Origin of the sequence: Chitinophaga sp. W3I9, assembly GCF_050434025.1 — a bacterium.
GTDB lineage: Bacteria > Bacteroidota > Bacteroidia > Chitinophagales > Chitinophagaceae > Chitinophaga.
The window spans coordinates 2,910,241-2,936,775 of record NZ_JBNPWC010000001.1 but is presented as its reverse complement, the minus strand read 5'-3'; the positions used below and the strand labels follow the sequence as shown (position 1 = coordinate 2,936,775).

General features: G+C 47.5%; 21 protein-coding genes and 1 tRNA gene. 13 read left to right on the top strand and 9 right to left on the bottom strand.

The window, feature by feature from the left end; genetic code table 11:
- Positions 1-9 precede the first annotated feature (9 nt).
- The 5 genes from QFZ51_RS12250 to bioA all read left to right on the top strand — a co-directional run bounded on the left by QFZ51_RS12250 (position 10) and on the right by bioA (position 9,241).
- Entirely contained in the window at positions 10-1,272 is a 1,263-nt protein-coding gene (locus tag QFZ51_RS12250; RefSeq protein WP_429046158.1) for a sensor histidine kinase, read from the top strand.
- A 57-nt stretch (positions 1,273-1,329) separates the two neighbouring features.
- Complete coding sequence (locus QFZ51_RS12245; protein ID WP_429046156.1) at positions 1,330-3,324, top strand: TonB-dependent receptor plug domain-containing protein; 1,995 nt, start codon at positions 1,330-1,332, stop codon at positions 3,322-3,324.
- Between the two features lie 52 nt (positions 3,325-3,376).
- Entirely contained in the window at positions 3,377-5,326 is a 1,950-nt protein-coding gene (locus tag QFZ51_RS12240; protein WP_429046154.1) for an LTA synthase family protein, read from the top strand.
- A gap of 189 nt (positions 5,327-5,515) precedes the next feature.
- Positions 5,516-7,915 carry an ATP-binding protein gene (locus QFZ51_RS12235; protein ID WP_429046153.1) on the top strand — a complete coding sequence of 800 codons (2,400 nt, stop codon included), beginning with the start codon at positions 5,516-5,518 and terminating at the stop codon, positions 7,913-7,915.
- Positions 7,916-7,960: 45 nt separating this feature from the next.
- On the top strand, positions 7,961-9,241 hold the full coding sequence (bioA, locus tag QFZ51_RS12230; protein ID WP_429046151.1) for an adenosylmethionine--8-amino-7-oxononanoate transaminase: 1,281 nt from the start codon (positions 7,961-7,963) through the stop codon (positions 9,239-9,241).
- A 51-nt stretch (positions 9,242-9,292) separates the two neighbouring features.
- Here bioA and QFZ51_RS12225 read toward each other — a convergent pair whose 3' ends face one another.
- The 5 genes from QFZ51_RS12225 to sppA form a co-directional block, all read right to left on the bottom strand.
- Positions 9,293-9,787 (bottom strand): DUF2911 domain-containing protein, encoded by a 495-nt coding sequence (locus tag QFZ51_RS12225; RefSeq protein ID WP_429046149.1) that lies wholly within the window; start codon positions 9,785-9,787, stop codon positions 9,293-9,295.
- A 105-nt stretch (positions 9,788-9,892) separates the two neighbouring features.
- The gene (locus QFZ51_RS12220) at positions 9,893-10,423 is read right to left on the bottom strand and encodes an SRPBCC family protein (RefSeq protein WP_429046148.1); all 531 of its coding nucleotides are present in this window, start codon (positions 10,421-10,423) and stop codon (positions 9,893-9,895) included.
- A gap of 12 nt (positions 10,424-10,435) precedes the next feature.
- The gene (locus QFZ51_RS12215) at positions 10,436-10,966 is read right to left on the bottom strand and encodes an SRPBCC family protein (protein ID WP_429046146.1); all 531 of its coding nucleotides are present in this window, start codon (positions 10,964-10,966) and stop codon (positions 10,436-10,438) included.
- Positions 10,967-11,005: 39 nt separating this feature from the next.
- Entirely contained in the window at positions 11,006-12,112 is a 1,107-nt protein-coding gene (locus QFZ51_RS12210; protein ID WP_429046144.1) for an ABC transporter permease, read from the bottom strand.
- Between the two features lie 285 nt (positions 12,113-12,397).
- Complete coding sequence (sppA, locus tag QFZ51_RS12205; RefSeq protein ID WP_429046143.1) at positions 12,398-14,149, bottom strand: signal peptide peptidase SppA; 1,752 nt, start codon at positions 14,147-14,149, stop codon at positions 12,398-12,400.
- Between the two features lie 86 nt (positions 14,150-14,235).
- Between sppA and folK the strand changes: the two genes are divergently transcribed.
- Both folK and QFZ51_RS12195 read left to right on the top strand, forming a co-directional pair.
- Positions 14,236-14,721: a 2-amino-4-hydroxy-6-hydroxymethyldihydropteridine diphosphokinase gene (gene folK, locus QFZ51_RS12200; protein ID WP_429046141.1), complete on the top strand. Its 486-nt coding sequence runs from the start codon at positions 14,236-14,238 to the stop codon at positions 14,719-14,721.
- Positions 14,722-14,737: 16 nt separating this feature from the next.
- On the top strand, positions 14,738-15,367 hold the full coding sequence (locus QFZ51_RS12195) for a deoxynucleoside kinase (RefSeq protein WP_370911558.1): 630 nt from the start codon (positions 14,738-14,740) through the stop codon (positions 15,365-15,367).
- Positions 15,368-15,560: 193 nt separating this feature from the next.
- On the opposite strand, the gene QFZ51_RS12190 is transcribed toward QFZ51_RS12195, so the two are convergent.
- Positions 15,561-16,811 carry an NAD(P)/FAD-dependent oxidoreductase gene (locus tag QFZ51_RS12190; RefSeq protein WP_429046139.1) on the bottom strand — a complete coding sequence of 417 codons (1,251 nt, stop codon included), beginning with the start codon at positions 16,809-16,811 and terminating at the stop codon, positions 15,561-15,563.
- Positions 16,812-16,932: 121 nt separating this feature from the next.
- Here QFZ51_RS12190 and QFZ51_RS12185 point away from each other — a divergent pair, with 121 nt between their 5' ends.
- A complete protein-coding gene (locus QFZ51_RS12185) occupies positions 16,933-19,392 on the top strand; it encodes an MG2 domain-containing protein (protein WP_429046137.1) in 2,460 nt (819 codons plus the stop codon).
- A 225-nt stretch (positions 19,393-19,617) separates the two neighbouring features.
- Here the strand turns inward: QFZ51_RS12185 and aspA are convergent, their stop codons facing one another.
- Positions 19,618-21,024 (bottom strand): aspartate ammonia-lyase, encoded by a 1,407-nt coding sequence (gene aspA / locus QFZ51_RS12180; protein WP_370912649.1) that lies wholly within the window; start codon positions 21,022-21,024, stop codon positions 19,618-19,620.
- Between the two features lie 136 nt (positions 21,025-21,160).
- On the opposite strand from aspA, the gene QFZ51_RS12175 reads away from it, so the two are divergent.
- Entirely contained in the window at positions 21,161-22,261 is a 1,101-nt protein-coding gene (locus QFZ51_RS12175; protein ID WP_429046135.1) for a lipase family protein, read from the top strand.
- Here the strand turns inward: QFZ51_RS12175 and QFZ51_RS12170 are convergent.
- Together QFZ51_RS12170 and QFZ51_RS12165 are read right to left on the bottom strand one after the other, a co-directional pair.
- Positions 22,258-22,800 carry a hypothetical protein gene (locus QFZ51_RS12170; protein ID WP_370912651.1) on the bottom strand — a complete coding sequence of 181 codons (543 nt, stop codon included), beginning with the start codon at positions 22,798-22,800 and terminating at the stop codon, positions 22,258-22,260. The genes QFZ51_RS12175 and QFZ51_RS12170 overlap by 4 nt on opposite strands.
- A 249-nt stretch (positions 22,801-23,049) precedes the next feature.
- A complete protein-coding gene (locus QFZ51_RS12165; protein ID WP_370912652.1) occupies positions 23,050-24,255 on the bottom strand; it encodes a hypothetical protein in 1,206 nt (401 codons plus the stop codon).
- A gap of 428 nt (positions 24,256-24,683) precedes the next feature.
- On the opposite strand from QFZ51_RS12165, the gene QFZ51_RS12160 reads away from it, so the two are divergent.
- The 4 genes from QFZ51_RS12160 (at position 24,684) to QFZ51_RS12145 (ending at position 26,424) form a co-directional block, all read left to right on the top strand.
- Positions 24,684-24,757 (top strand) — tRNA-His (locus QFZ51_RS12160).
- A gap of 111 nt (positions 24,758-24,868) precedes the next feature.
- Entirely contained in the window at positions 24,869-25,129 is a 261-nt protein-coding gene (locus QFZ51_RS12155) for a hypothetical protein (protein ID WP_429046133.1), read from the top strand.
- Between the two features lie 340 nt (positions 25,130-25,469).
- Positions 25,470-25,766, top strand: coding sequence for a hypothetical protein (locus QFZ51_RS12150; RefSeq protein WP_429046131.1), 297 nt, complete (start codon positions 25,470-25,472; stop codon positions 25,764-25,766).
- Between the two features lie 70 nt (positions 25,767-25,836).
- Positions 25,837-26,424 carry a DUF445 domain-containing protein gene (locus QFZ51_RS12145; RefSeq protein ID WP_429046129.1) on the top strand — a complete coding sequence of 196 codons (588 nt, stop codon included), beginning with the start codon at positions 25,837-25,839 and terminating at the stop codon, positions 26,422-26,424.
- The last annotated feature ends 111 nt before the right edge of the window (positions 26,425-26,535 follow it).

Below are 26,535 nucleotides of genomic sequence, written 5' to 3'. Positions count from 1 at the left end.
ATTGCGCACATGAAACTGCTGACAAAAACAACCCTATACTTTTTACTGATCATGCTCCCGGTGTTTACTGCAGGCGCTTTTTACCTGTACACAGAATTCAATCAGGAGATAAAATATGAAACAGATGAGGAACTGGTGAATGACAAACTCCAGTGGATGCGGTATCTTGATACCGCCAGTGTGAACAACCCGGTTTTTAGTATCAAAACACCGGAATTTAACCTGCATCCTACGAACGACGCGGCGCAGCCAACACATCACCTGAAAGGCGTAAACATTTACCAGGAACCGGAAAATACCTACGCGCCCTTCCGGCAACTATCGCAGGTAATCAGTTTGCATAACAAAAATTATGAACTGGTACTCCGTAAATCACTGATAGAAAAAGATGACCTGGTAAAAAACATCATTCATGTAATGCTGGCGGCTTTTGGTGGTTTACTCTTGTTTGCATTGCTCTCCAACTGGCTGATCAGTAAAAGCATATGGAAACCGTTTTACCGGTCGCTCGACAAAATACAAAAGCTGCAACTGAACAAACTGGACGCCACCGTTTTTGAACCAGCTGCCACCCATGAATTTAACCGGCTGAATACCGCCCTCAGCGCCATGACCAGCCGTATTCACAACGATTACACCAGTATAAAAGAGTTAACGGAAGATGCAGCCCATGAAATGCAAACACCCCTTGCTATCGCCCAAAGCAAACTGGAATTATTGCTGCAGGACGATACCCTCTCTGAAATACAACTAAACAGCATCCTCACCAGCTATGATGAGCTGCAACGCCTGTCGCGCCTCAATCACAACCTGTTGCTGCTGGCCAAAATAGAAAACCAGCAATACCCGCTAACAGAACAGCCGGACCTTTGCACCGTCGTTGAAAAATACCTGCTGCTTTTTGAAGAACTTATCAAAGAGAAAGATCTGCACATTCATAAAGAAATAACCGCTACCGCACCATGGCCGCTGCATCCCGCACTCACCGATATACTGGTCAGCAACCTGCTCGGGAATGCCATCAAATATAATTATCCGCAAGGCAGCATCACTATTCAGTTAACACCCGAGGCGTTCACTATTGCCAACACCAGCCATCTGCCTGAAATACCCGCCAACGTGTTGTTCCAGCGCTTCAAAAAACACAACAACGGCTACTCTAATTCCAACGGACTGGGACTTGCCATTGTTAAAAAAATGGCAGACTCTTATCATTTCCATCTTACCTATTATTATGCAAATGGTCAGCATACTTTCCGTGTAAGCCTATAACCCACCGTTCAGATTTGCTCCAGATTCCATGTTTTTCTTTGCAGTACAAAGGAGCATATGAAACATGTAATACTGGCTATCATTTTATTGAGCGCAACAGGCATTGTAACCGCACAAAATCGTGTGCCCGTTCCCGTTAAAGACACCACACAGCCACCGGCGAAAGATACCACCATCAGCAAAGTATCCGACCTGGAAGAAGTAGTGATTTCTTCTACCCGGGATAACCGCCGTATTGAAGACCTGCCCATGAAAGTAGAAGTACTGGGAAGAGAAGATATGATGGAAGAAAGCGGCATAAAACCGGGTAACGTGGCCAGTATCCTCGGCGACCTGTCTGTAATCCATATTCAGAATACCTCTGCAGTGAGTGGTAACAATGCCATCCGCATGCAGGGACTGGACGGTAAATACACCCAGCTGCTGCGTGACGGTGTGCCGGTGTACGAAGGATTGAGCGGCAATTTCGGTGTACTGTCCATTCCGCCATTAGATCTTAAACAGGTAGAAATTATAAAAGGATCTGTTTCCACTCTCTATGGTGGCGGCGCTATTGCCGGGATCATCAACTTCATTGCCAAAACGCCCGGCAGTAAACCTGAACTAACAGTACTGGTTAATCGTAGTACACTGAAAGAAACCAACGTGAACGCTTACTATGCGGAAAAATACGGCAAAACCGGTATCACCCTCTTTGCCGGCGTTACCACACAAAACGCCAGCGACGTAAATAAAGACGGCTTCAGCGATGTGCCGCGCCTGCGTCAATACCTGCTCCACCCCCGCTTCTTCTGGTACCTCAATCCGCAAACCACATTGGTGGCCGGCTATACCGGTACCATCGAAAAACGCGAAGGCGGCGATATGCAGGTACTGGATCATGCCCCGGCCGGCATCCACCAGTATACAGAAACCAATAACAGCGAAAGACACAGCGCAGAGCTGCAATTCACCCGGAAAAACCTCGGCGGCGGCACTTTAACAATAAAAGGAGCAGGCAGCTTCTTCCACCTGCAAAATAACGTGGAAACTTTTACGCTGCTCGGAAATCAAACCAGCACTTATGCAGAAGCGGCCTACCATAAAACAAGCGGCCGGCACAACTGGGTAGCCGGCATCAATAATACCGGCGAAATATACCACCGCGCCAAAGGCGATAGCACATTACTCGGCAACTACCAGTATAACACGGCAGGCGCCTTTATACAGGATGGTTTCCGGATCACGGACCAGTTGATGGCAGAAGCCGGGCTGCGCGCAGACCATCACAATGAATTCGGATGGTACATTTTACCAAGGCTGGCGTTTGTATACAAACCACTAGATGACCTGTCCATCCGCCTGAGTGCAGGCACGGGTTATAAATCACCGGCTGTTTTCACCACGCAGACTCAAACCATTGGCTACCGCTACCTGCTGCCGCTCAGCGCGGGTATAAAGTCGGAAAGCAGCCAGGGTATTAACTTTGACGGGAACTACCATACCAGTTTAGGTAAGGTAGACATGACCCTGAACCAGGCGCTCTATTACACACATATCAAAGATCCTATCCTGCCGGTGCTGCAACCCGGCAGCCAGGGGATGTACCTGCTGCAGAATATGCCTTACGCTGTAAACAGTGTTGGTACAGATACCTACCTCCGCTTTGAACTGGATCACCTGGAACTGTACCTGGGATACAACCACACGGTGTCCCGTTACAACGATGCTGCCCATACCAACGTCGCGTTTGCGCCACAGGACAAATTTGCCGGTACACTGGCCTACAGCATCAAAGGCAAATGGCGCTTCGGCATTGAAAACAGCCGGATAGGCCATCAGTACGACGATCACAATCAAAAAACACCCGACTACTGGTTCTGGGCTGCGATGGTTTCCCGGCAGTTGGGGGAACACGTTACCCTGGTACTCAACGGGGAGAACATTTTTGACGCAAGGCAAGGCAAGAACACCCCCTTATATACCGGCACCATTACGCATCCGGAATTTGCCCAACTATGGGGGCCTGTAGATGGAAGAATCATCAATATGTCATTGAAAGTTAATTTATAGTTAAATTTATGAGGAAGAGTGTAACTTCGCGGTCTTTAATTTTCTGTACACTATGAAATTCATCAAAAACAGGTACGCGGTGCTCCTGGGCTTTGGCGCCGTACTCCTGATCCTGTCGTTCCTCGTTAGAACTGTATTGCTGGTATGGGCTTTCCCTCAATCCGGGCTGCGCTTATCCCATTTACCAGCCATTTATGGCAAAGGGCTGATATATGATACCGGGGTAGCTTTGTTTTTTACCATTGGTTATGCCCTTTACCTGCTGCTGCTGCCGCAACGGCTCAATAACACGCTGTTTAACCGGATATTCACTTACACCGGCTTTTTCCTGGCGTTGGTAATCCTTGTATTTTCCTTTTTTGCAGAATTAACCTTCTGGGGCGAATACTCCGGGCGCTTTGATTTTATTGCAGTAGACTACCTCATTTATACCTATGAAGTAATCAGTAATATTAACCAGTCGTACCCTTTACCATTGCTGATTGGCGGCGTATTATTATTCACCGCCCTCATCACCTGGGTGCTGGCTCGCAGGGGTATTTTCCGCAACAGTTTCCAATCGCACACACCTTTCGGGAAACGGCTGCTCATCTTTGCCGGGCTGGCGGGGCTAATGCTCCTGCACATTTTCTTCATCAATAACACCTGGGCCGAAAAAAGCAAAAACCGGTATGCACAGGAGTTATCCAAAGCAGGTGTGTATTCATTTATTTCCGCCTACCTGAATAATGAACTGGCTTACGATAAATATTATTTGCTGGAAGATGATAACACTGCCTTCAGCCGGATGCGCACCTTGCTGCAATCGCCCGACAGCCATTACCTGACTGCCGGTAACAATATTTACAGGAGTATAACGGATACGGGTACACGTGTTACGCCCAATGTGATCATGGTCACCATTGAAAGCTTCAGCGCCGATTTCATGGACCGCTTTGGTAACACCGGTCATATTACGCCTGTGCTGGACAGTATTGCCAAAGAAGGTATTCTCTTTACCAATATGTATGCGACCGGCACCCGTACGGTAAGAGGGATGGAAGCGCTTACACTCGCCGTGCCACCCACTCCCGGGCAAAGTATTGTTCGCCGGAAAAAGAATGAACAACTCTTTTCCGTAGGCCAGTTATTTGAGCAGCAGGGTTATGAAAGCACCTTCTTTTATGGCGGCGACGGCTACTTCGATAACATGAACAAGTACTTTGGGAACAACGGCTATGATATTACCGACCGGCTCCGTCATAAACTGGTGGATGATCATATCACCACCACCCGCACAAATATTCCCGACACCGCCGTACAGTTCGAAAATGCCTGGGGCGTATGCGACGAGGACATTTATGCCGCAGCGATTAAAAGCGCCGATCAGAAATATGCGGCCGGCAAGCCGTTCTACGATTTCGTGATGACCACCTCCAACCACCGGCCTTTCACCTATCCTTCCGGCAAAATAGACATCCCTTCCGGCAGCAGCCGTGAAGGCGCGGTAAAGTATACCGACTACGCCATCGGGCAGTTCCTGAAAAAGATCCGCACCAAGCCCTGGTTTAAAAATACCGTGATCATTTTTGTGGCTGACCACTGCGCCAGCAGCGCCGGTAAAAATGAAATAGAGATCAGTAAATATCATATTCCCTGTATCCTGTACAATGTTCCGGGCGTAGCGCCACAGGAAATCAGTGCCATGTGCTCCCAGATAGATATTTACCCTACCCTCCTGGGCATGCTGCACTGGTCTTATAACAGTAAGTTTTACGGCGAAAACGTACTGGAACCGGGATACCAGCCCCGTGCCATGGTAAGTACCTATCAAAAACTGGGTTACCTGGAGCCGGGTAAACTGCTGATCCTCAGCCCGCAGCAAAAAGCGCAATGCTTCAGCTGGAACAAAGAGCGCAATGAACAACGGGCCACGGCAATGGACAGCGCACTTCTCAAAAACAGTATTGCCAACTATCAAACTGCTTATGCCCTGTTTAAAAACGGCGGCATGGCAAAATAACAATCCTCTCCGAGCTGAGGGAATCGTCGAAAACCGTTCCCTCAGCTTATGATAATAATTCCTTGTTCGTTTCTCCGGTTAATTCCCTAAATTTATTCCCCCGGTATAATCCTGACGATAACAATATAACTACACCGGTTTCATAATCTGGCCTCTTTTTAACACCGAATATTAAAACCAACATCGCTCATGCTGGCTACTGCAGCGCTGCGTCAACAAAAATTACTGGATATCATTGGCAGTATTCCCGCAGACTACAGTTTGCAGGAACACCCGGTTAATGCCGTCCAGCAACTGTTAGGACAACTAATGGACCTGACAGGCAGCTCTTACGGTTTTGTAGGGGAATTGAAGAAAAGCGATGCACCTTCCCAACTGCATACCATTACTATCATCAATCATGCGCCGGAACACGGCTGGAACTTCACGCCTGCCCTGCAGGAAGTGGCTGGCAACGGGCAACCGCTGATCCTGCCGGCAGGGGATGCTACCACTGCATTTATCGGGCTGCCGGTAACATACCAGCAGCAGGTGCTGGCCGTAATAGGGCTCGCAGGCTGCATGGACGGCTATTCGGCAGATGCAGTAACTTTCCTCCACCCACTACTGCAAATATTGGGGCATCTGCATTTTCACGGTACCAGGGAAAAGGAAACCAGGCAGCTGCAATCCGCTTTTACCCGGTTAAAATACGAGTGGGATTCGCTGATGCTTACCCTGGATGATATTTTATTTGAGATGAACGAGCAGAAGGTCTTTACCGGGGTATGGTGCAGCAACGACAACCTGTTATTCCGGCCCCGGGAAGAGGTGATCGGCAAAACCATCTCAGAAGCCCTTGGCGAGCATGCCGGCACTTTTAACCGGCTGGTCGACAAACTGCTGGAAACCGGAGAAAACCAGGAATACGTGTATCCTGATATCAGGCAGGGTCCTCAAAACTGGTACCAGCTGAAGGTACGGCTGATTAAAGATAAGTTGCCCGCACCCCGGCGCATCCTGCTGATGATCCGTAATATCTCTGAAATAGAAAAAAAGAACAACAGCTACCTCCAGGCACAGTCTGAACTACGCCGCAGTAACCAGCTGCTGGGCATCTGCCAGCAGATGGGCAAAATGGGGGGATGGGAATTCAATGTAGCCACCGGCGAAACCTACTGGACACGCGAAGTGTATGAATTGAGGGAGGTGCCGCACGACTTCCCGCTTACTTTTCATTCGTCCGTTGCATTTTATCACCCGGATGACCAGCCTGTTTTCGTTGCTGCCAGGGAAGCACTGATTACCCATAAAACCCCGTTCGACCTGGAATTACGGCACATTTCCGCTAAAGGTAAACATACCTGGATGCGCACCATCGGCAGGGCGGTATTTAACAGCCAGGGCCAGCTCACGCATTTCAGGGGCATTATCATGGATATTACTGATAAGAAAGATACAGAACTGGCGCTTACTGCTGCCCGGGATAATGCACAGAAAGCCGCCCAGTCGAGAAGTGATTTCCTGTCTGTAATGAGCCACGAAATCCGTACGCCCCTCAATGCCATCATCGGCATCGCCGGTATCCTGGGGGAAAATCCCGCACCCGAACAGGCGGAACTGATGCATAACCTGGAGTTCTCCGCCCATCATTTGCTCGGACTGATCAATGATATCCTCGACTTCAGCAAAATGGAGGCTGGAAAAATTGAACTGGAAAATATTCCATTTGATCCGGAGGCACTGCTAACGGGTATCGTACGTAACTGCCAGCCACTGGCTACCAGCAAGGGTATTGAACTCATTTCCCGGTTTGATCATTTACCGGGAACACTGAAAGGAGATCCCGTAAGATTATCCCAGGTACTCAATAACCTGTTGCACAACGCCATCAAATTTACCAGTGCAGGATCGGTTACCCTGGAAGTACGCCGGGCAAACACTTCCGCCGGCGACTGTACGCTTTCCTTTGCCGTAAAGGATACCGGTGTGGGCATTGTTCCGGAAATGCAGGCAAAAGTATTTGATACTTTTGTACAGGAAGATTCGGCTACCAACCGCCATCACGGCGGTACAGGGCTTGGACTCGCCATCACCCAAAAACTGGTGGCGCTCCACAACAGCAGCATCATACTGGAAAGCAAAAAAAATGAAGGCACTACCTTCCGTTTTGATATCAGTTTTACAATACCTGAAACTGCACCCGGTCCTGTGCCCCAGAAAAATAAACAACAGGAAGGCCATCTGGAAAATATGAAGCTGCTGGTAGTAGAAGACAATGCCATTAATATCCGCATCCTGCAATTACAGCTGAAAAACTCCGGTGCGCAGATTGAAACAGCCAGCAATGGCAGACTGGCACTACAGAAAATACAGGAACAATCTTTCGATGGTATTATCCTTGACCTGCATATGCCGGAGATGAATGGTTATGAAACCATTCCGCACATCCGGCAACTGCAGCCGGATGCTTTTATCATTGTGTTAACGGCAGACATAATGCCGGAAGTAACCGAACGGCTGGCCCGCCTGCAGGTAAAACATATGCTGCCCAAACCCTATGCAGCAGCGGATCTGCTGGAGATACTGGAACGGCACAGGAAAACATAACCCGCTTTTATAGTACCTTCGCGCCTGCACCAACAGCCAGCAATTATGCAAACATCTTCTTTGTCGGCCCGTGATCTGGACGTGATCTGGCATCCTTACACCCAAATGCAAACTGCACCTGCGCCCATAGGCATTGTACGCGGCGAAGGCGCTTTACTTTTCGACGAAAATAATAACAGCTATATAGACGCTACCTCCAGCTGGTGGGTGAATATTCACGGTCACGCACACCCGCACATTGCGCAGCAACTGGCAGCACAGGCGCTGCAACTGGAACACTGTATTTTCGCCGGGTACACCCATCCCCCGGCCGTTCATCTTGCGGAACGGTTATTACCGCTTCTTCCCGCCAACCAACGTCGCGTTTTTTATTCCGACAATGGCTCTACGGCCATAGAAGTAGCCCTGAAAATGGCCATCCAGTACTGGGATAACAAAGGCACGCCGAAACATAAAATACTGGCCTTCCACAACGCCTATCACGGCGATACCTTCGGCGCCATGAGCGTGAGCGGCAGAAGTGTGTTCACCCGCGTTTTTGATGACCGCCTGTTTGATGTTCAGTTCATAGAAGTGCCCACTGCGGAAAACATCTCCCAAATTATAAACAACATTATTGCACTGCAACCGGAAGATATTGCTGCCTTTGTGTTTGAACCGCTGCTCCAGGGCTCCGGTGGCATGGTGATGTATGACGCTGCCGCCTTTGAACAGCTCCTGCAGTTTTGCTCCTCCCAAAATATCCTGCTGATTGCAGATGAAGTGATGACCGGCTTCGGCAGAACCGGGAAAAATTTTGCTATGGAATACCTCCAAACACCACCGGATATTGTTTGTCTTTCTAAAGGACTCACCGGCGGCACCATGGCGCTCGGTGTAACTACCAGCACTGCGGCGGTGTATGAAGCCTTTCTTTCCAATGATAAGCTAAAAACATTATTCCACGGGCATTCTTTCACGGCCAACCCGCTGGCCTGTACAGCTGCACTGGCCAGTCTCGACCTCTTCACCGACCCAGCCTGCGCGGCTAGCCGGGAACGCATACACGAAAAGCATACCGTCTTTCTGAAAGAATTGTTTACTTACACGGTCATAAAAAATCCAAGATTGCTGGGCACTATCCTGGCGTTTGAAATAGTAACCGCTAACGCCGATGGTTACACGAATGCGTTGGCCGATGAACTGCACCGCTTCTTCCGGGCAAAAAGAGTGATGCTGCGCCCGCTGGGGAATACTCTTTATATACTGCCGCCTTACTGCATCACCAACGAACAGCTGGATGAAGTGTATGGCAGTATCCGGGAACTGGTAGCCACCTTATCATAAAAAAAGGGCACAGACGCGGTGTCTGTGCCCCTGATATTTTTCCCGGTCGTGTTATTTAACCGGTACGGATACTTTAGTGTCATCCCACTCAAATACCACGGCGTTACCGGGTAAAGTGAACGTGAGTTTTTCTGCTGGTGTAGACAGTTTTTCGCGTGGTACTTTCACGGATACTACGTCTTCACCTTTATTCTTGTCGTAATCATAAGCACCCCATTGGCCCAGTTTACCATTCAGGATAACGGTCCAGGTTTTAGGATCAGGAATAGAGAATAAAGTGTAAGTACCTGCTTTTACAGGTTTGCCGCCAAAAGACACGTCTTTGCTGAAAGTGATCTGGGTGGCTTCATCAGCGCCTGTACGCCATACTTTACCAAATGGTTCCAGTTTGCCAAAAATTTCGCGGCCTTTCTTGGAAGGCTGGCCGTACACTACTTTAATACCGTTGGCTTCTACTGTAACGTGGGGGCTTTTACGTGCCTTCTCCTGAGCAAAAACGAGGCTGGTAAAGGCCAGAAATAAGGTTGCCAAAAAGAAATGTTTCATTTTTTTTAGTTTTTTCTGTAAGAAGTTGTTGAGATACGATAACAATTTAAATCATAAAAACCATCGTAAACAAAACTATTGGATCAATGGTAAAATAACTCCATACTATTTTCCTTCACAGATCCGGCTCAACTTTGTCAACCCGTCGTTCATAGCGGGGCCGTATACCCTGTCGGCCACAAATCCCCTCAGCTTCCACCATGGCAGCATGCCCAGCTTAATTTCCATATGCCAGAAGATCGCAGTGGCTTTGCCATCTGCCGTAGGCTTCAGTTCTATGCCTCCTTGTACAGGACGCACACTTTTAATATCCAGCAGGTAATGCATTCCTTTGGCCGGATCACTGTCCAGCACCGTTAGCTTACCGCTGTTGAGCTGGCCGTCCCAGCTGTACCAGGCGCCGGGTCCGGAAGGCGGATCGGAGTATACCAGCGTAGCAGTAGTATCGGGGCGGGTCCAGGGATTCCAGGCATCCCAGGCTTTCAGGTTACTGATATGTGCATAAACAGTATCAATAGGCGCCCGGATAACACCGGTACGCTCCACCACCGCCGTAGAAGGAAATGCCAGCGACAACCCGAAAATCACCACGCCTAAAATGATCACACTGATCAGTAACAACTTAATAAACCGCATAGAAAAAATATATTATCCTTTAAGGAGCCGTTTCATGTTCTCCAGTCCTTTCTCAAAATCCTTTCCTACCCATTTGTCCATCATCAGCCCCATTACTTTCCGGATAGGATGTTGCCCCATATCGCACACCATTCCCCAGGTAACCAGGGTGCCGCCATTTACCGGGTCCAGCCGGAAATAGCCTTTAGTAGCGCCCATGCCCATAAAATCGATGTGGGTGGCCACCTGCTGATCAGGTTTGGACTCCGTGATCGTCATATGCCCTTTGCCCACGTTCCGGTTGCGGCTTTCCCAGCTGTAACCGGCGCCCACGCCACTTTCCTTTTCCCCGTAAGTAATTTTAACGTTGGGATCCTGTTCTTTCCAGGGCGACCATAGCTCCCAGTTACGCACTACGTTCATCAGCGGGAAAATAACTCCCGGCGCAGCCGGTATTACCAGCGAACGCTCCACCTTAATGGCAGATGAGAGGAATAAACTGAAAATGAAAAGCCCCAGCACAAGGACAATGAACGCACCCAGGATAATGAAAAAGGCTTGCATGTGACTGGATTTAGGTCCCACAAAGCTAACGAAATCGCCTTATTCCCACTTGAATACTTTCACGGCTACCGCATATACGACAACACCCCATAAGGTAAGAATGGCGATATCCCAGCCCACATGCCAGAGATGCAGCCCTTCAAAGGCCACTTTTCTCAGGGCGTCTATCAGGTAGGTAAGCGGCATGATCTTACAGATTGGCTGCAGCCAGCCAGGAAAGGAATCTATCGGGAAAAAGGTACCCGCCAGCAGGAACTGTGGCAGGGTAACGATATTGGCCAGGGGCGGAATAGTGCTCTCGTTTTTTGCCAGGCTGCTCACCACAAAACCAAAACCCATGAATACCAGTAGCCCGAATACCGACAATACCAGCATTTCCAGGAAGGTGGCAAAACCATGTACCAGCGTAAAGCCAAAGGCGAAATGCCCAAGCGCAATGATCACCACAGAGCTGATGAGCTGGAAGATCATCCGGCTCAGCGCTTCTGCCAGTACAATATAGGTGCGTTTGATGGGCGTGGCGAAAAAACGCTTGAGTACCAGCGTTTGACGCATATTATAAAACAGGAAGGCCGTACCAAAAACGGCGGCACTCATCAGGGCAAAGCCCAGCTGTCCCGGTAAAATAAAGTCGATGGTCTTAAATTCACGACCCGGCACCTCTGTTTGTGTAAAAGTGGCTACCGTAGGGCGTTTATAGGTTTCATCATCCAGTTTGCCGGCGATGCTTTTCAGCACCGATAACAGGGTTACTTTCTTCGCGGCATCGGAAGCCGTAGAGGTCCGGATATTAATATCGTAAGCAGTTACATGGTTAACTCCCGCTTTGGGCACAATGTTCAGAATAGCCACCAAACGGCCTTTCTTCAGATCATCCTCCATTTCCGCTTCAGGCTGATCGGTAACCAGTTTCAGCGTCCCGGCATGCGACAATTCCTGGTAATACCTGCTGGTAATATCAGTCCGGCGGTCCACCCCCACTTTAACGGAAACAGTACTTTTACCAATAAACCCAAACACCAGGATAAATACCAGCGGGAACCCCAAACTGAACACTACGGCGGAAGGACTACGGAAAATACCTCTTAAACTTCCTTTTGTAATGGCCAGCATGGCCCTCAACTGACTGTACTTCGCTCCATTCATCTGATTCTGCTATTTAAAAACCGGCGGTAAAACTACGACGTTTTTCCAGCTTTTAGTAAAAAATGCAGGGGCGGGGATTTTGTCTTTCTCGCTGATTACGCTGATTTTGCTGATTAGCTGGATTTTTACTTTGGATTTTTTTAGATTTTCTTAATGATTAATATAACTAAGGGAGATAAAAACGAATATATCCGCTTCTATCTCCCTTAATCCTTTATAAAATCCAAAAGTAAAAATCCAGCTAATCAGCAAAATCAGCGTAATCCTGAGCCAAGACAAAATTCGCTAGAAACTGTACTTAAACGGCATTCTCGCCTGAACATCGCCATGCAACTGTTGTACGTCCTTCACCTGCTGGTAAATGTCGTAGTTGGCGCCGAGTTCCTGCTTCACCAGCTGCATGCGCACGTTGCCGGCGAAGGTTTTGAAGAATTTGTTCAACGGGTTTTTCTCTTCCGGGAACTCTCTCAGGCGGTAGTCCGGCAGTTTGGCCAGCCGCGCGGCACAGGCCAGTGCTTCGTTGATACCACCGATGCGGTCTACCAGTCCGAGTTCCTTTGCCTGTAAACCACTCCATACATGCCCCTGGGCGATGCTGTCCACGATAGCGGGGTTCAGCTTCCTGCCGGCCACCACGCGTGATTTGAAAGAGGCGTAGGTGCTGTCAACGCCGTTCTGTATAAAGCGTCTCTCCGCTTCGGTGAGCGGGCGGCCAACGGAACCAAGATCCGCATAAGGTGCGGTTTTAACGCCATCGAAGGTAACGCCCACTTTATTTTTGAAGAAGTCCTGCATATTAAACATCACGCCGAATACGCCGATAGAACCGGTTAAAGTATTGGGTTCTGCAAAAATGCTGTCAGCCATGCAGGAAATATAGTACCCGCCGGATGCTGCATAGTCGCCCATGGATACCACCACCGGTTTCACTTTCTTTGCCAGCGACAGTTCGCGCCAGATTACTTCAGATGCCAGCGCGCTGCCGCCACCGGAGTTCACCCGGAACACGATTGCCTTTACATCTTTATCTTCGCGGGCTTTGCGGATTTCACGGATATAGTCGTCGCTTGCAATGGTTTTATCGCGGTCTGATTCCCCGCCTATGATATCGCCCTCTGCGTAGATCAGCGCCAACTGTCCATCTCCGCCACCGGAAGAAAGGTCGGTGCCACTGTTATATTTTTTTAGCGTCACCAGGTTTACCTCGTCGCCCTGTTTAACGCCCGTTTTGCTTTTCAGTTCCGCTACTACTTCATCGTCATACTTCAAACCATCTACCAGCTTATACTTCAGCGCATCTGCGGGTTGCTGGATGAGGTTTTCATTGGCATAGCCATGTAAAGTGGCCGTGTCGATGTTGCGCGCAGAGCCTATTCCTTTCAGGAAGGTGCCATACAGTTCTCCCAGGAACTGGGTGGTTTGTATGCGATTGGCATCTGTCATCTGTGTTTCGCGCAGCGGCTCGGTAGCGCTTTTAAATTTACCGCAGTAAAAAATTTCCGGTTTGATTTCCAGTCTATCCAGGGTTCCTTTCAGGAACATCACCTGGCTGGCAAAGCCGGTAAAATCAACTCCACCTTTAGGGTTCAGGTATACTTTATCGGCAGCACTGGCCAGGTAGTAGGCGTTCTGGTCCATTACCTCTCCGTAGGCGTACACAAATTTCTTTGACTTCCGGAAACGGAGGAGCGCATTGCGGAATTCCTCTGTGCTGGCAAAGCCATTAGGGTTACCGTTTACTTTCAGGTAAATGCCTTTGATGTTGTCATCGTCAGCAGCGTGTTCTATCAGTCTTACGGTCTGATACAATCCGGGGGTAACTGCGGCGTCGTCGTTCATCAGTCTGCCGAGTGGGTTAATTATATTCTGTTCGTTGTACGACTGCCCTGTTTCGAGTACCAGTACGCCATTGGGGGAAATTGTTACCTTTTCAGGGGTAACGGCCCTTCCTATCATGATCAGCAATATAAAGAAGCATATTGCCGTGAATGCTACGAATGCAAGGAATGCGGCCAGGAAAACTTTGAAGAAACGCATACTTTTTTGTTAAGATGAAACTGAGATGGAAAGATACATTTTTTCAAAAATAAGGAATATGGCTACTTTTGAGTCCTGAAATATACATGAATACAGCAATATTACTTATAGGTGGCAATTTAGGTGATCGTACCGGGAACCTGCAAAAGGCGGTACAATTGATTGCTGAAACAGCCGGAGAGGTGGTACAAACCTCGGCCTTATACCAAACAGCTCCCTGGGGAGCCGTGGATCAACCCGACTACCTGAACCAGGGAGTGGAGATCCGCACATCATTGGATGCACTAACGTTATTGCATACACTGTTAGAAATAGAAAGAAAGATCGGCCGTATCCGCCAGGAGAAATGGGGGTCGAGGGTTATTGATATCGACCTGATCTTTTACAACGACAGCATTCATTCGCTGCCGGATCTGAAGGTACCGCATCCGCGGATGCATCTCCGGCGGTTTGTGCTGGCGCCTTTGATGGAAATCATCCCGGATTATATGCACCCTGTGTTGCATAAAACCGTGCGGGAGCTGGCAGCCAGCTGTCCGGATACATTAGCTGCAAACCGTTACCAGGATTAATTTTAAACCCGTTTTCATGCACTATAGATTTATTACGGTAGAAGGAAATATTGGCGCCGGCAAAACTACGCTGGCCAACATGCTCGCTACCCATTTCTCTGCAAAACTGATATTGGAAGAGTTTGCAGACAATCCTTTTCTCCCACTTTTTTATGAACGCCCGCAACAATACGCCTTCCCGCTGGAGTTATTCTTTATGGCGGAACGGTATAAACAACTCAAGGAAATGTTGCAGTCGCAGGACCTTTTCAGCGATGTGATCATTTCTGATTACCTCTTCATCAAAAGCCTGCTGTTTGCCAAGATCAATTTACCGGAAGAAGAATACTCCCTTTACCAGAAACTTTTTGACATCATCAATCCCCAGCTGGTACAGCCCGAACTGCTTATTTTCCTGAACGCACCGGTTACCAAACTGCAGGAAAATATCCGTCACCGCAACCGCTCCTACGAGCAGCAAATACCCGACGAATACCTGCTGAATGTACACGATATGTACATGCAATACATCAAGCAGCACCCCGTACGCACACTCGTGGTAGACACCACCAAAGTAGATTTCCTGCGGCAGCCGGAAGACTTCGACCACCTGCTGCTGGCGCTGGAAAAAGAGTACGAACCGGGGGTGCATTACCTCAAATTATAATCGCGCGCGAATTTTGTCTTTCTCGCTGATTACGTTGATTATACTGATTTAGGAATTTGATCACTTTGGATTTTAAATGATTTGGGGAGACATAAGCGAATATATCCGCTTATATCTCCCCAAAAATAAAATCATTTAAAATCCTTTATAAAATCCAAAAATAAAATCACGGTAATCAGTATAATCAGCGTAATCAGTGAGAAAGACAACCTTCGCGCTGCGCTATGGCGGTAGCGGCAACAAAGCCGCTCGTCCAGGCATGTTGGAAGTTGAAGCCGCCGGTGATGCCATCCACGTCCATTACTTCGCCGGCGAAGAACAGGTTAGGTACCAGCCGGCTTTCCATGGTAGCCGGCTCTATTTCACTGAGTGTAATACCGCCGCAGGTAACAAATTCTTCTTTAAAAGTGGTTTTACCTTTCACCGGAAACTCCATGCCTACCAGCAACTTCATTAAACGGTTCTGGTCTTTCGCGGGGATGTCCGCCCATCTCATCTCTTCAGTAATTCCTGTCTGTTGCAGCAGGAACTGCCATAAACGCTGTGGTAAACCAAAAGGATTTTTATTATATATTTTTTGCTTCCCTGATTCAAAACGCAGGTCCTGCCAGTGTTCCCGCAGGGTATTTTCGTTGTAATCCGGAATCCAGTTAACGATGGCGGTAAAAGTATATTGCAGCTGCTGCAGTTCCCGGGCGCCCCAGGCCGACAACCGCAATATGGCCGGGCCGCTCATTCCCCAATGAGTGATCAGCAAGGGACCCTGCTCCAGCAGTTTGGTACCGGCCACTTTCACCTGTGCATGGGTAGCTACTCCCATCAGGCCGGTGATAGGATTACCGGGCATGTTAAAGGTAAACAGGGACGGCGCCGGTGGCACAATGCTGTGACCTGTTTGTTCCAGCCAGGCAAACTTACCTGCCTGCGCATAGCCCCCCGCAGCGATGCATAAATAATCGGCGGTGAGCGCAGGACCTTGCTGCAGTTCCAGCTGCCAGCGCCCGTTGCTGCCTTTTTTAAAAGAGGTAACTTCTGTATTGGTACGGATGTTAAGGTGGTATTTGTCGGCCTCGCGGAGGAGGCAGTCGATGATCGTTTGGGAGTTATCTGTTACCGGGAACATCCTGCCATCATCTTCCGCCTTCAGCTGTACGCCTCTTTCCCCAAACCAGGAGATGGTATCGGGAACAAAGAACCGGGAAAACGACTTTTTTACAAAGTTCTGGCCACGGGGATAGCGTTTAGCCATATACGTAATATCAGGGGCATTGTGGGTAACATTACACCGCCCGCCGCCACTCACTTTTACCTTCGACAACAGCTTGCCTGTTTTTTCCAGCAACACCACTTCCAGCTGCGGACATAGGCGGGCCGCATTCACCGCACAAAAAAAACCGGCAGCACCGCCACCAGCTATCACTAAACGTTTCTTTCCTGAACTCATTAAAATCTTGTTAAAACCGTAGGTTGAACACGCAATAATAACAAACCTGCCGTAATCTTACTGATTAATCTTCCAAAGTTTATATTTTTGACATATATTATACCCGCTCAAACTATATTGCATGCAATCGAACCTGAAGAAAAAGCGACAACATCTGAAATGGATAATACCAGCCGTAATGTTAAGCGGCGTAATGAGTGCACTGGCTATACAAACGCGCCCAACTGACTGGTCCGACCGCATTATAAAGGCATTACAAACCTTCGGCAGCCGTTACCCGGCCGAAAAAGTATATCTGCATCTTGATAAGGACTACTACGCAGCCGGTGAAACCATCTGGTTCAAAGCCTATCTCACCCTGCAGGGCATGCCCGCCACCACCGCCACCAATCTGTATGTGGAGCTGCTGGATAAAAACAATAACATCGTGCAGAAGAAACTGTTCGCCGTTGGCAACGCCGGCGCACCCGGTAACTTCGACCTGCCCGAAACACAAAAAGCAGGCGTATACCAGCTAAGGGCTTATACCGCCTGGATGCTCAACTTCGATCCTGCATTCAGTTATACCCGGACCATAGAAATCTTTGATCCTTCAAAGAAAACATCACCGGAAGCAGATAGCGCCACCACACCCGACTTTGCCGTACAGTTCTTCCCCGAAGGCGGAAACCTCATCGCAGGCCAGCCGAACGTAGTAGCGTTTAAAGCCATCGATAACAATGGTTACCCGGTAGAAGTTTCCGGCGCTGTAAAAGACGCTAAAGGCGCCAACAGCGCAGTGATCAAAACCCTGCACGATGGCATGGGATCTTTCGAGATCACCCCCGCCAATGCACAGGACATCTTCCAGGCAACCGTAAAAAACAATAAAGGCCAAACCAAAACAGTGGCCCTGCCCGCAGCAGTAGCGGCCGGCGCCTCCCTGAAAGTATTCAATAAAGGCAGCCGCATCTTTTACCAGGCCGTACCCGGCAACGTAGCCGATACCTCCGTGAATGACCTTGTGATCATTGCCCAGATGGGCAGCCAACTGGTGTACAAAGCCAACCTGGACATAGGAGAAGGCCGCATCAGCGGATTTATCCCCGCCGATCATCTGCCGTCAGGCATTATTCAAATTACCCTTTTTGCCAAATCAGGCATGCCGCTCGCAGAACGGCTTGCCTTCGTCCGCAAAAATGACCTGATGCAGATAGATGTACTGGATGCAGATACCCACAAGGAACCAAGAACAAAAAATGCCATTGAACTGAGACTACCCGATACCATGCAAACAAATATCTCTGTAGCTATCACAGATGCAGACGCGGTACCGGTAGATAAAAATTCCAATAACATCATCTCTACTTTCCTGCTCACCTCCGACATCAAAGGTTATATCTACAACCCATCGTGGTATTTCCGCAATGACGCCGACTCCACCCTGAAAGGCCTGGACCTGGTAATGATGACCAACGGATGGAGACGTTTCAGCTGGGAAAAGATCGTCAATAACGAATTCCCTGAAGTAAGATTCCCTTACGAACAGGGCTTGCTCATGAAAGGCGTTGCCACCATGCTCAACGGTCGCCCCATGCCTACCGGTAAGCTGGATATGATCATCCGCCTGCCGATAGACAGCTCCTCCATGTTTGCTTCTACTCCCATCAACGATAAAGGACAGTTTGAAATGGCCAACATGGTATTCCCCGATACCGCTTACATTTACTACCAGGGCAACGACCTCGTAAAAAAAGGCGTGGATGTAAATGTGAAATTCGATAACCACTTCTTTGAACGTCCTACACAAATTAAAATTCCTTACCCGCTGCGCGTACCACCGGCGGTGGATAATAACGCACTGAAACAATTCCTCGCCAATGCAGCAGAAGGCAACAAAGTAAACCGCTCTATCAATAATAAAACGGTATACCTGCAGGAAGTAAACGTAAATGCGAAAAAAGTGAAGCCGGAAGAAACTACTGAAAAACGTTATGCATCCGGTATGTTCTCCGGTGGCGACGGTTACTCCTTCGACTTAACCAAAGAAACACCGATTGCACTCAACGTATTCCAGTACCTGCAATCCAAAGTAGCAGGCTTGCAGATTACAGGCGATTATAATAATCCCACCCTTTCCTGGCGCGGCGGTGCACCGGGATTATACCTTAATGAAATGCAGTCGGATGTGAGCATGCTGAGCACCCTCTCTATCCAGGATATCGCGCTCATTAAAGTATTCCGTCCTCCATTTATGGGTGGCTTCGGCGGCGCCAATGGCGCTATCGCGGTATACACCAAAAAAGGCGGCGACAATTCACCGAAAAATGACCCCAGCATCCGGGGCTTTAAACTGTATAAAAAAGCCGGTTACCAGATCGTGAAACAATTCTATTCACCGGATTACTCCGTGAAAAAAGAAGTACACGCCTTACCGGATAAACGCCTCACCCTTTACTGGAATCCGAACGTAGCAATAGACACCCTCACGCACACCGCCAGGGTAGAATTCTACAACAATGACTACACCAAACGTTTTCGTTTAGTCGTGGAAGGTATAGGCGAAGATGGCAGCGTTGGCCGTCTCGAACAGGAGTTCTAGTGCGGAGTTTGTCTTTCCCGCTGATTACGCTGATTATAATGATTTTTTTGATTTGATCACTTTGGATTTTAAATGATTTGGGGAGATATAAGCGGTTACATTCGCTCATATCTCCCCAAATCATTTAAAATCTATATCCGCTTATATCTCCCCAAATCATTTAAAATCCAAAGTGATCAAATCAAAAAAATCATTATAATCAGCGTAATCAGTGAGAAAGACAACCTACGCGTTTATAAACCGCGGCCTGATAAGATTATCGAAAGTGAAAATTTCGTCCCACTTCTCCTGGGTCACCCACTTCTTTTCTTTTACGGCGAGGTCGTGCACCGACTTGCCCGTTTCCAGTGCTTCCCTTGCGATCGCTGAGCATTTTTCGTACCCGATGATGGGGTTGAGTTGGGTGACAATCCCAATGCTTTGCATGACCATATCCCTGGTGCGGTCTGCATTCGCGGTGATGCCCACCACGCATTTGTCTTTCAGCGCCCTGCAGGCGTTGTTCATATAAGTAATGGCGGTGAACAGCGCGAAAGCGATGGTAGGTTCCATTACGTTCAGCTGCAGCTGCCCTGCTTCTGCGGCCATTGTTACCATCAGATCGGCGCCAATTACATAGAAAGCAGTTTGGTTCACCACTTCCGGTATTACGGGGTTTACTTTTCCCGGCATGATAGACGAGCCCGGCTGCATGGGCGGCAGGTTAATTTCGTTCAGCCCTGTCCGTGGGCCGGAAGAAAGCAGCCGGAGGTCGTTACATATTTTGGAGATCTTTACCGCGGTACGTTTCAGCACACCGGATAACTGTACATAGGCGCCAGTATCCACGGTGGCTTCAATGAGGTCGGCGGCCAGCACCAGGTCCAGGCCGGTGATAGCGGCGAGGTGTTTGGTCACCAGCTCTGAATATCCCTTGGGAGCATTTACACCGGTGCCAATGGCAGTGGCGCCCATATTGATTTCAGAGATGAGACGCTTGCTGTCTTCCACCCTCGACAACTCCTCGTTGATATTCGTGGCAAAAGCTTTGAACTCATCGCCCATACTCATGGGCACCGCATCCTGCAACTGGGTGCGTCCCATTTTCAGCACGTTCTTAAACTCCTCTCCTTTCGCCTGGAAAGCATCGCCCAGTTCACCCAGGGTTAATTTATAGCCGGTAAGTTTGTTGATCAGCGCAATACGGAATGCCGTAGGATAGGCGTCGTTGGTAGACTGTGAGCAGTTCACATGATTATTGGGATGACAGAATTCATACTGTCCTTTTTCTTTGCCCATCATTTCAAGCGCTACATTGGCAATTACCTCGTTGGCATTCATGTTTACCGAAGTACCTGCACCACCTTGTATCAGATCGCTGAGGAACTGGTCGTTAAATTCACCGGCAATTACGCGGTCGGATGCTTTGATGATGTATTCAGCAATGTTTTTATCAAGTACGCCGAGGTCGCGGTTGGCCATGGCAGCGCCTTTCTTCACATAACCCAGCGCCTGTACAAACATGGGTTCCACTTTGAGGGGAATACCGGTAATATGAAAGTTTTCTATTGCACGAAGGGTTTGAATACCATAGTACACATCCTGCGGTATTTCTTTTTCTCCCAGGAAATCGTGCTCAATTCTCTTTGCCATATTTAAAGTAATTTAGGTCGGAAAGTTAAACGGATTTAGAACAATGAAAGCATTTCAATTGTTTTATTTTATCTTAAAGTGCAGCACTTTTGTTACTGTTCGTCTGTCATTGGTCATTTATAATTTGTTATTTTCTATGGGGTTTCGTATTTCGCTGTTCTCTTTTCTAATTTTATTTTCCGTAAGAAGTAATTGTTTTGCCCAGCGCCTGTTACCCAATTTCAATGCCGCTGAATACAGTGAGTTGCTGAAGCTGGCGGAACGCACCAGGGATACACCGTGGACCAAAATAAAAAGTACCCCGCCTGTTGATTGTGAGCTGGTATACCGTGCTCCCGAATCAGGATTGGTAAACCGCTGGGATCTGTGGAAAAGAAAAGACAATGTTGGCATCATCGTAATCCGTGGCACCAATGGCACCGCGCCTTCCTGGCTGGAAAATTTCTATGCCGGCATGATACCGGCACAAGGCACCGTGCAATTAAACGACAGCACGGCCGTCCCCTATAAAGTGGCGGAAGATCCCAAAGCATATGTACATGCCGGGTGGATGCTGGCAGTAGCCGCTATGGGACCGGAAATAAAACAGAAGATCAACGAATACTACCAGCAAGGCATACACGAATTTATCATCTTCGGACATAGCCAGGGAGGCGCCATTTCTTTTTTAATGCGTTCTTATTTTCAATATACTACCGGCCTGCCGAAGGATATTGTTTTTAAAACATACGCCAGTGCAGCGCCTAAACCAGGCAACCTGTATTACGCATACGACTTCGATTTTATTTGCCGCGATGGCTGGGGATTGCGTGTAGTGAATGCCCGCGACTGGGTGCCGGAAACCCCCTTCTCCTTGCAAACAACCCACGACTTCAATACCGTGAATCCATTCACCGATATCAAAGGCGCATTAAAGAAGCAGAAATGGCCGGTGCGGGGTGCATTGAATTATATGTACGGCCGGCTGAACCGACCCTCCAAAAGGGCTTCCAGGCGCATGCAGCGGGTATTGGGAAACCTGGCGTACAAGCGGGTAAAAAAAATACTGCCGGAGTATCAGCAACCGGATTTTGTGGCCAGTCACAACTATACCCCGGCAGGTACACCGGTGATCTTATATCCCGTAAAAGGCTACGATGAGAAGTTCCCGTTTGATGGAAAAAATATCTTTATCAATCATCTCCCGGAGGCTTACCGCTGGGAACTGGAGCAGATCTATCATATAGACGCCCACTAATCGTTGCCGCTTTTTTCGCCGGTAAACCAATGTTCCTTATCCCTGAACAAAACATTAAAAGTGGTAAGCGACCCATAGATACGGGTAATATATTGCTGCATGTTCACCTTCTCTTCGTCGGTGAGTACTTTGTGGCTGTTAATGTTTTGCTCCAGTACACGGAGGCGGTCGCGCAGCATCACTATTTTATGGAAGAAGGTATCGATGGGCAACTCCTTTGCTTTCAAGGTAGTATCACCAGGCTGAAGAATGAGGTTGCCGCCCTTCCAGCGGTCGCCCAGTGGCACCACTTCCGCAATACCGCCCCAGAGGCGTAGGATCTTCAGCAGCGATGTTTCCACATCTGAAGTGGTTTCCACTTCCGGGGTCGCATTTTCCGCCACCAGCACTTCAAACAACGGGTCCGTTTTATCAATCATCTTAATACCATGATCCATAAACGTAACACGATACTGGGCATATTTAACGGCAACAATAACACCGGGACCAAAATGTGCGTGCTGTACCCGGGAGCCAACGCCGAGAGTAAGTTCTTCCATCTCTTTTTTACGTAAACATAAATAATTCCGCGGAGTTTGTCTTTCGCGGAGTTTGTCTTTCCCACTGATTACGCTGATTATGCTGATTCCCTTGATTTTACTTTTTTGATTTTATAAAGGATTAAAAAAACTGGGGAGATATAAGCAAAAATATCCGCTTATATCTCCCCAAATCAGTTAAAATCCCAAGTGGTCAAATCCCAAAAATCAGCATAATCAGCGTAATCAGCGGGAAAGACAAAATTCGCTTTATTCTTTTACCTTGTTAAGGAAGTACGATAACTTGAACAACAGCTCGTCCTGCAAACCTGCGCGCAGTTTGGCTTCCTCGTCGGTGATGCCCAAACGGCGAAGGCGCTGGTAATATACATAAGAGCCGCCGATCAGTTCCAGGCATTCCTGTATTTTACGTTTTACTTCTGCTTCTTTGGTTCTCTTTTCAAATTCTTTTTTAGTAAGAATTTTATCCACGAAGTAGAAGTGGTCTTTATCTTCTACCCATTTATTGCCTTCCCTGTGCTGGGGTTTATACACTTCCAGGTAGCAGTTATCCAGTTTCAGCACATCGCCGAATTCGGCACGTATATCTATTACCGTTGGTTTCTCTGCAGCCGGATTGGCCAGGCGCTTTTTAATATGATTGCTGATTTCAACACCCAGTTCATCACTGCTCATAAGGATCTGGTTCAGCTCTGAAAATTCCAGGCTGATAGTGATGCGGGCATATCCCCTGCCACTCTTTATTTTACCAAACAGGCTTGGCGTAGTTTGTTCATCAAAGATGATATCTTCTACCTGTACTTTGGTAATGGTTTTATAGTTGGGCGTATAACCATCTTCCAACGGCGTAGCACGTTTATTCACCAGCCTGGACGGTTCCTGGCGGCGGGTAAACTGAATGAACTCATCAATAAAGCGCAGTTCATGTTTCTTCAGTTTGGTGTACAGTTCGTGGGTAGTATGATTATGTATTTTACTCAGCAGCATCAGGTCGTTCCAGCTATCAAAATGCTGCATCTTTTTCAATTCATCGAGGATATCACCGGCAGCCATATTGCGGCGGTAAAAAAGCTCTCCGATGAGGAATAAGGCGTATTCGTGTGCCGGGTAGCCCAGTTCGGGCAACACATCATATGCGCTGCGTTTTTGTTCGCGGGCGCTTTCCAGTAAATCAATGTCCGACATAACAGGCGCCAACAGATACTTACGTGCGGCCGTACGTAGTTTTTTACTCACATAATCCAGTAACTGGTCACTCACATGACCATGATGCACGAAATCATGCAGTATCTGCACAAAACGCCGGGATGTAGGCAATCCAAATTGTGAAAGAATATCGTTTTCCATGTCCAGCACGTCCTCAAAACCAGGCTCCTCCTTTCCAGGCTTCACCCGTTGGTCCATTTGCTGGTAACGCTGATAGTACTCCTGCAACTTCAGTTTAAGCTGATCCATATGTATATACAGTTAAATATTAAATACTTGTTTTGTTTTTAGTCAGTAGTAAAAGGGATTTTGTTAAATATTTCCTGTCTTGGTTAACTTATCCGGACTAAGGACACTAAATTGCCTGAAATCAGGGATTTCTTTGATGCCGTAAAATAACATCCTACTGATTATTAATCACTTATAAAAATGGGAATGGAATGGGAAAGTGCGCAAAGATACACCTTTTCTGTAAGTTCCAATAGTGCCGCTTGTTAATGTTAAGACCGCCCCTTTTTAACAAATGAAAACGATTGTAATATTGGGTTTCATCTGCAGAATATGATCAATATATAATCCCTTGAAAATTTTTTTTCTGAAGTATTTGGAATTTAAAAATAGTTTCACTTATCTTTGCACTCCCAACAACGAAATAATACGAAACTAAAGATAAAACGGTGGTTGTAGCTCAGTTGGTTAGAGCATCAGATTGTGGTTCTGAGGGTCGAGGGTTCGAAACCCTTCAATCACCCAAAAAACGAAAAAGGCTTCTGTAAAAAGAAGCCTTTTTTTATTTGTATATCCTTCGGATTCTTCGTCTTTAATTTTTTTATTTTAAATTCGTTGACGTGAAATTAATCATATGATAAGGCCATTGACAGAAATAGAGAAAAGAGCACAGACTGCAGTTAAAAAACTACGGGATGAAACCTTATTACAAGGCAACCCGTTCATGATCTATCATAAAAGCCTGCCAAAAGGTAAATACTATATGGAATACCCGGATGGCAAAATGAAAATCGTTTCAGTCTCCCGTAAACTGAACGACTTTATTATTGAGAGCGAATTGTCGCAACAACAGGCAGATCAGATCAGGAAAAGGCTTAATTCCAAACATAACTAGTGCCAACATTGTATATTATTGCAGGCTCCAATGGCGCCGGCAAATCTTCGGCCGGGCCCTGATTTGTTACCCACAGAATTAATAAAAAAGCATTCCCCTTTTGATGGCGACAAGCTAAAGTCCCTAAAACAATTAGAATTTCGGAAACAACTGGGGCTGTTCATACAAAGAAGCTGGCAGGCTAGCAGATGAATATGTCGATCAAACCTTCGAGTGGCAGTATAACTCCGCACTTGAGCACAATGAAGATTTTGTATATGAAGGGCATTTTACGGAGGAAGATAGCTGGTCATTGATACGTACCTTTAAAAAAGAGAAATACCGGATTAACATGCTCTTCATGGGATTAGCAACACTTGAAATATCACTGGATAGAGTATTTAAACGCGCTATGAATGGCGGTCACAATGTCCCTGTTTATGAAATTGAAAAGAATTATTATGGTAATCTCTATAAATTAAACCAACACTTTAACCTAATGGACGACCTTATCGTTCTCGACTCTTCTGAAGAATTAGCCCTGCATCTGGCTACCAAAAAGGACGATCTCATAACTTTTCACATCCCCCCTGACGAAATGCCGTTATGGTTCCGCAACGGTCTCCTCAACCTATTCCAACAAGGCTCTTTTGTCTAAAACAAAAAAATCATTTACTTATTGACTCCCAATTTTTTACATTTGTAATAGCTGAAAATCAATTCATTCAATGATCTTTTTCCTTCCCCTCATCGCTGCTGTCATCGGTTGGTTACTCAATAGCCTGGCGCTTACCCTGCTTTTCCGCCCGTATAAACCCGTTAAAATCGGCTTTATCACCCTGCAGGGATTGTTTCCAAAACGACAAACACACCTCGCCAACAGCATCGGAACACTGGTAGCGCAACAGTTTTCCTTTGAGGATATCAAAACAAAAATGACAGATCCGGAAAAGATCAAAAAAATTATTCCACTGGTAGAAGCGCACCTGGACAGCTTCCTGCGGGAACGGCTCCCCAAAGCAATGCCCGTACTGTCCATGTTCATTGGCGATAGTATTGTTAACCAGATAAAAACCCACCTGGTAGCAGAACTGGACACCCTCTTTCCCGTGCTGATCCGCCAATACCTCGATAACGTGGAACAGGACTTGAACCTGGAAAAAATGATATCACAGAAAATTGCAGGTATCTCTGCAGCACAACTGGAAACCATTACACATAACCTCCTCAGCAGGGAACTAAAAAGTTTCAAACTCCTCGGCGCCATCAGCGGACTGATTACCGGGTTAATTTGTATGGTCATCACCCTTTGGTAATCCGCTGAAACACAGCTCTGTTAACTACTGTTAAGACCTCTTAGCGCTTATATTTGCAATTTCCTGCGCATAATAATTCCACTCATCACAATCTTAAACCATTCATACCTG

Bases quoted from the DNA above. Each gene is read 5' to 3' on its own strand.
- QFZ51_RS12250 (WP_429046158.1), top strand. From the start codon at position 10: ATGAAACTGCTGACAAAAACAACCCTATACTTTTTACTGATCATGCTC.
- QFZ51_RS12245 (WP_429046156.1), top strand. From the start codon at position 1,330: ATGAAACATGTAATACTGGCTATCATTTTATTGAGCGCAACAGGCATT.
- QFZ51_RS12240 (WP_429046154.1), top strand. From the start codon at position 3,377: ATGAAATTCATCAAAAACAGGTACGCGGTGCTCCTGGGCTTTGGCGCC.
- QFZ51_RS12235 (WP_429046153.1), top strand. From the start codon at position 5,516: ATGCTGGCTACTGCAGCGCTGCGTCAACAAAAATTACTGGATATCATT.
- bioA (WP_429046151.1), top strand. From the start codon at position 7,961: ATGCAAACATCTTCTTTGTCGGCCCGTGATCTGGACGTGATCTGGCAT.
- QFZ51_RS12225 (WP_429046149.1), bottom strand. From the start codon at position 9,787: ATGAAACATTTCTTTTTGGCAACCTTATTTCTGGCCTTTACCAGCCTC.
- QFZ51_RS12220 (WP_429046148.1), bottom strand. From the start codon at position 10,423: ATGCGGTTTATTAAGTTGTTACTGATCAGTGTGATCATTTTAGGCGTG.
- QFZ51_RS12215 (WP_429046146.1), bottom strand. From the start codon at position 10,966: ATGCAAGCCTTTTTCATTATCCTGGGTGCGTTCATTGTCCTTGTGCTG.
- QFZ51_RS12210 (WP_429046144.1), bottom strand. From the start codon at position 12,112: ATGAATGGAGCGAAGTACAGTCAGTTGAGGGCCATGCTGGCCATTACA.
- sppA (WP_429046143.1), bottom strand. From the start codon at position 14,149: ATGCGTTTCTTCAAAGTTTTCCTGGCCGCATTCCTTGCATTCGTAGCA.
- folK (WP_429046141.1), top strand. From the start codon at position 14,236: ATGAATACAGCAATATTACTTATAGGTGGCAATTTAGGTGATCGTACC.
- QFZ51_RS12195 (WP_370911558.1), top strand. From the start codon at position 14,738: ATGCACTATAGATTTATTACGGTAGAAGGAAATATTGGCGCCGGCAAA.
- QFZ51_RS12190 (WP_429046139.1), bottom strand. From the start codon at position 16,811: ATGAGTTCAGGAAAGAAACGTTTAGTGATAGCTGGTGGCGGTGCTGCC.
- QFZ51_RS12185 (WP_429046137.1), top strand. From the start codon at position 16,933: ATGCAATCGAACCTGAAGAAAAAGCGACAACATCTGAAATGGATAATA.
- aspA (WP_370912649.1), bottom strand. From the start codon at position 21,024: ATGGCAAAGAGAATTGAGCACGATTTCCTGGGAGAAAAAGAAATACCG.
- QFZ51_RS12175 (WP_429046135.1), top strand. From the start codon at position 21,161: ATGGGGTTTCGTATTTCGCTGTTCTCTTTTCTAATTTTATTTTCCGTA.
- QFZ51_RS12170 (WP_370912651.1), bottom strand. From the start codon at position 22,800: ATGGAAGAACTTACTCTCGGCGTTGGCTCCCGGGTACAGCACGCACAT.
- QFZ51_RS12165 (WP_370912652.1), bottom strand. From the start codon at position 24,255: ATGGATCAGCTTAAACTGAAGTTGCAGGAGTACTATCAGCGTTACCAG.
- QFZ51_RS12155 (WP_429046133.1), top strand. From the start codon at position 24,869: ATGATAAGGCCATTGACAGAAATAGAGAAAAGAGCACAGACTGCAGTT.
- QFZ51_RS12150 (WP_429046131.1), top strand. From the start codon at position 25,470: ATGGGATTAGCAACACTTGAAATATCACTGGATAGAGTATTTAAACGC.
- QFZ51_RS12145 (WP_429046129.1), top strand. From the start codon at position 25,837: ATGATCTTTTTCCTTCCCCTCATCGCTGCTGTCATCGGTTGGTTACTC.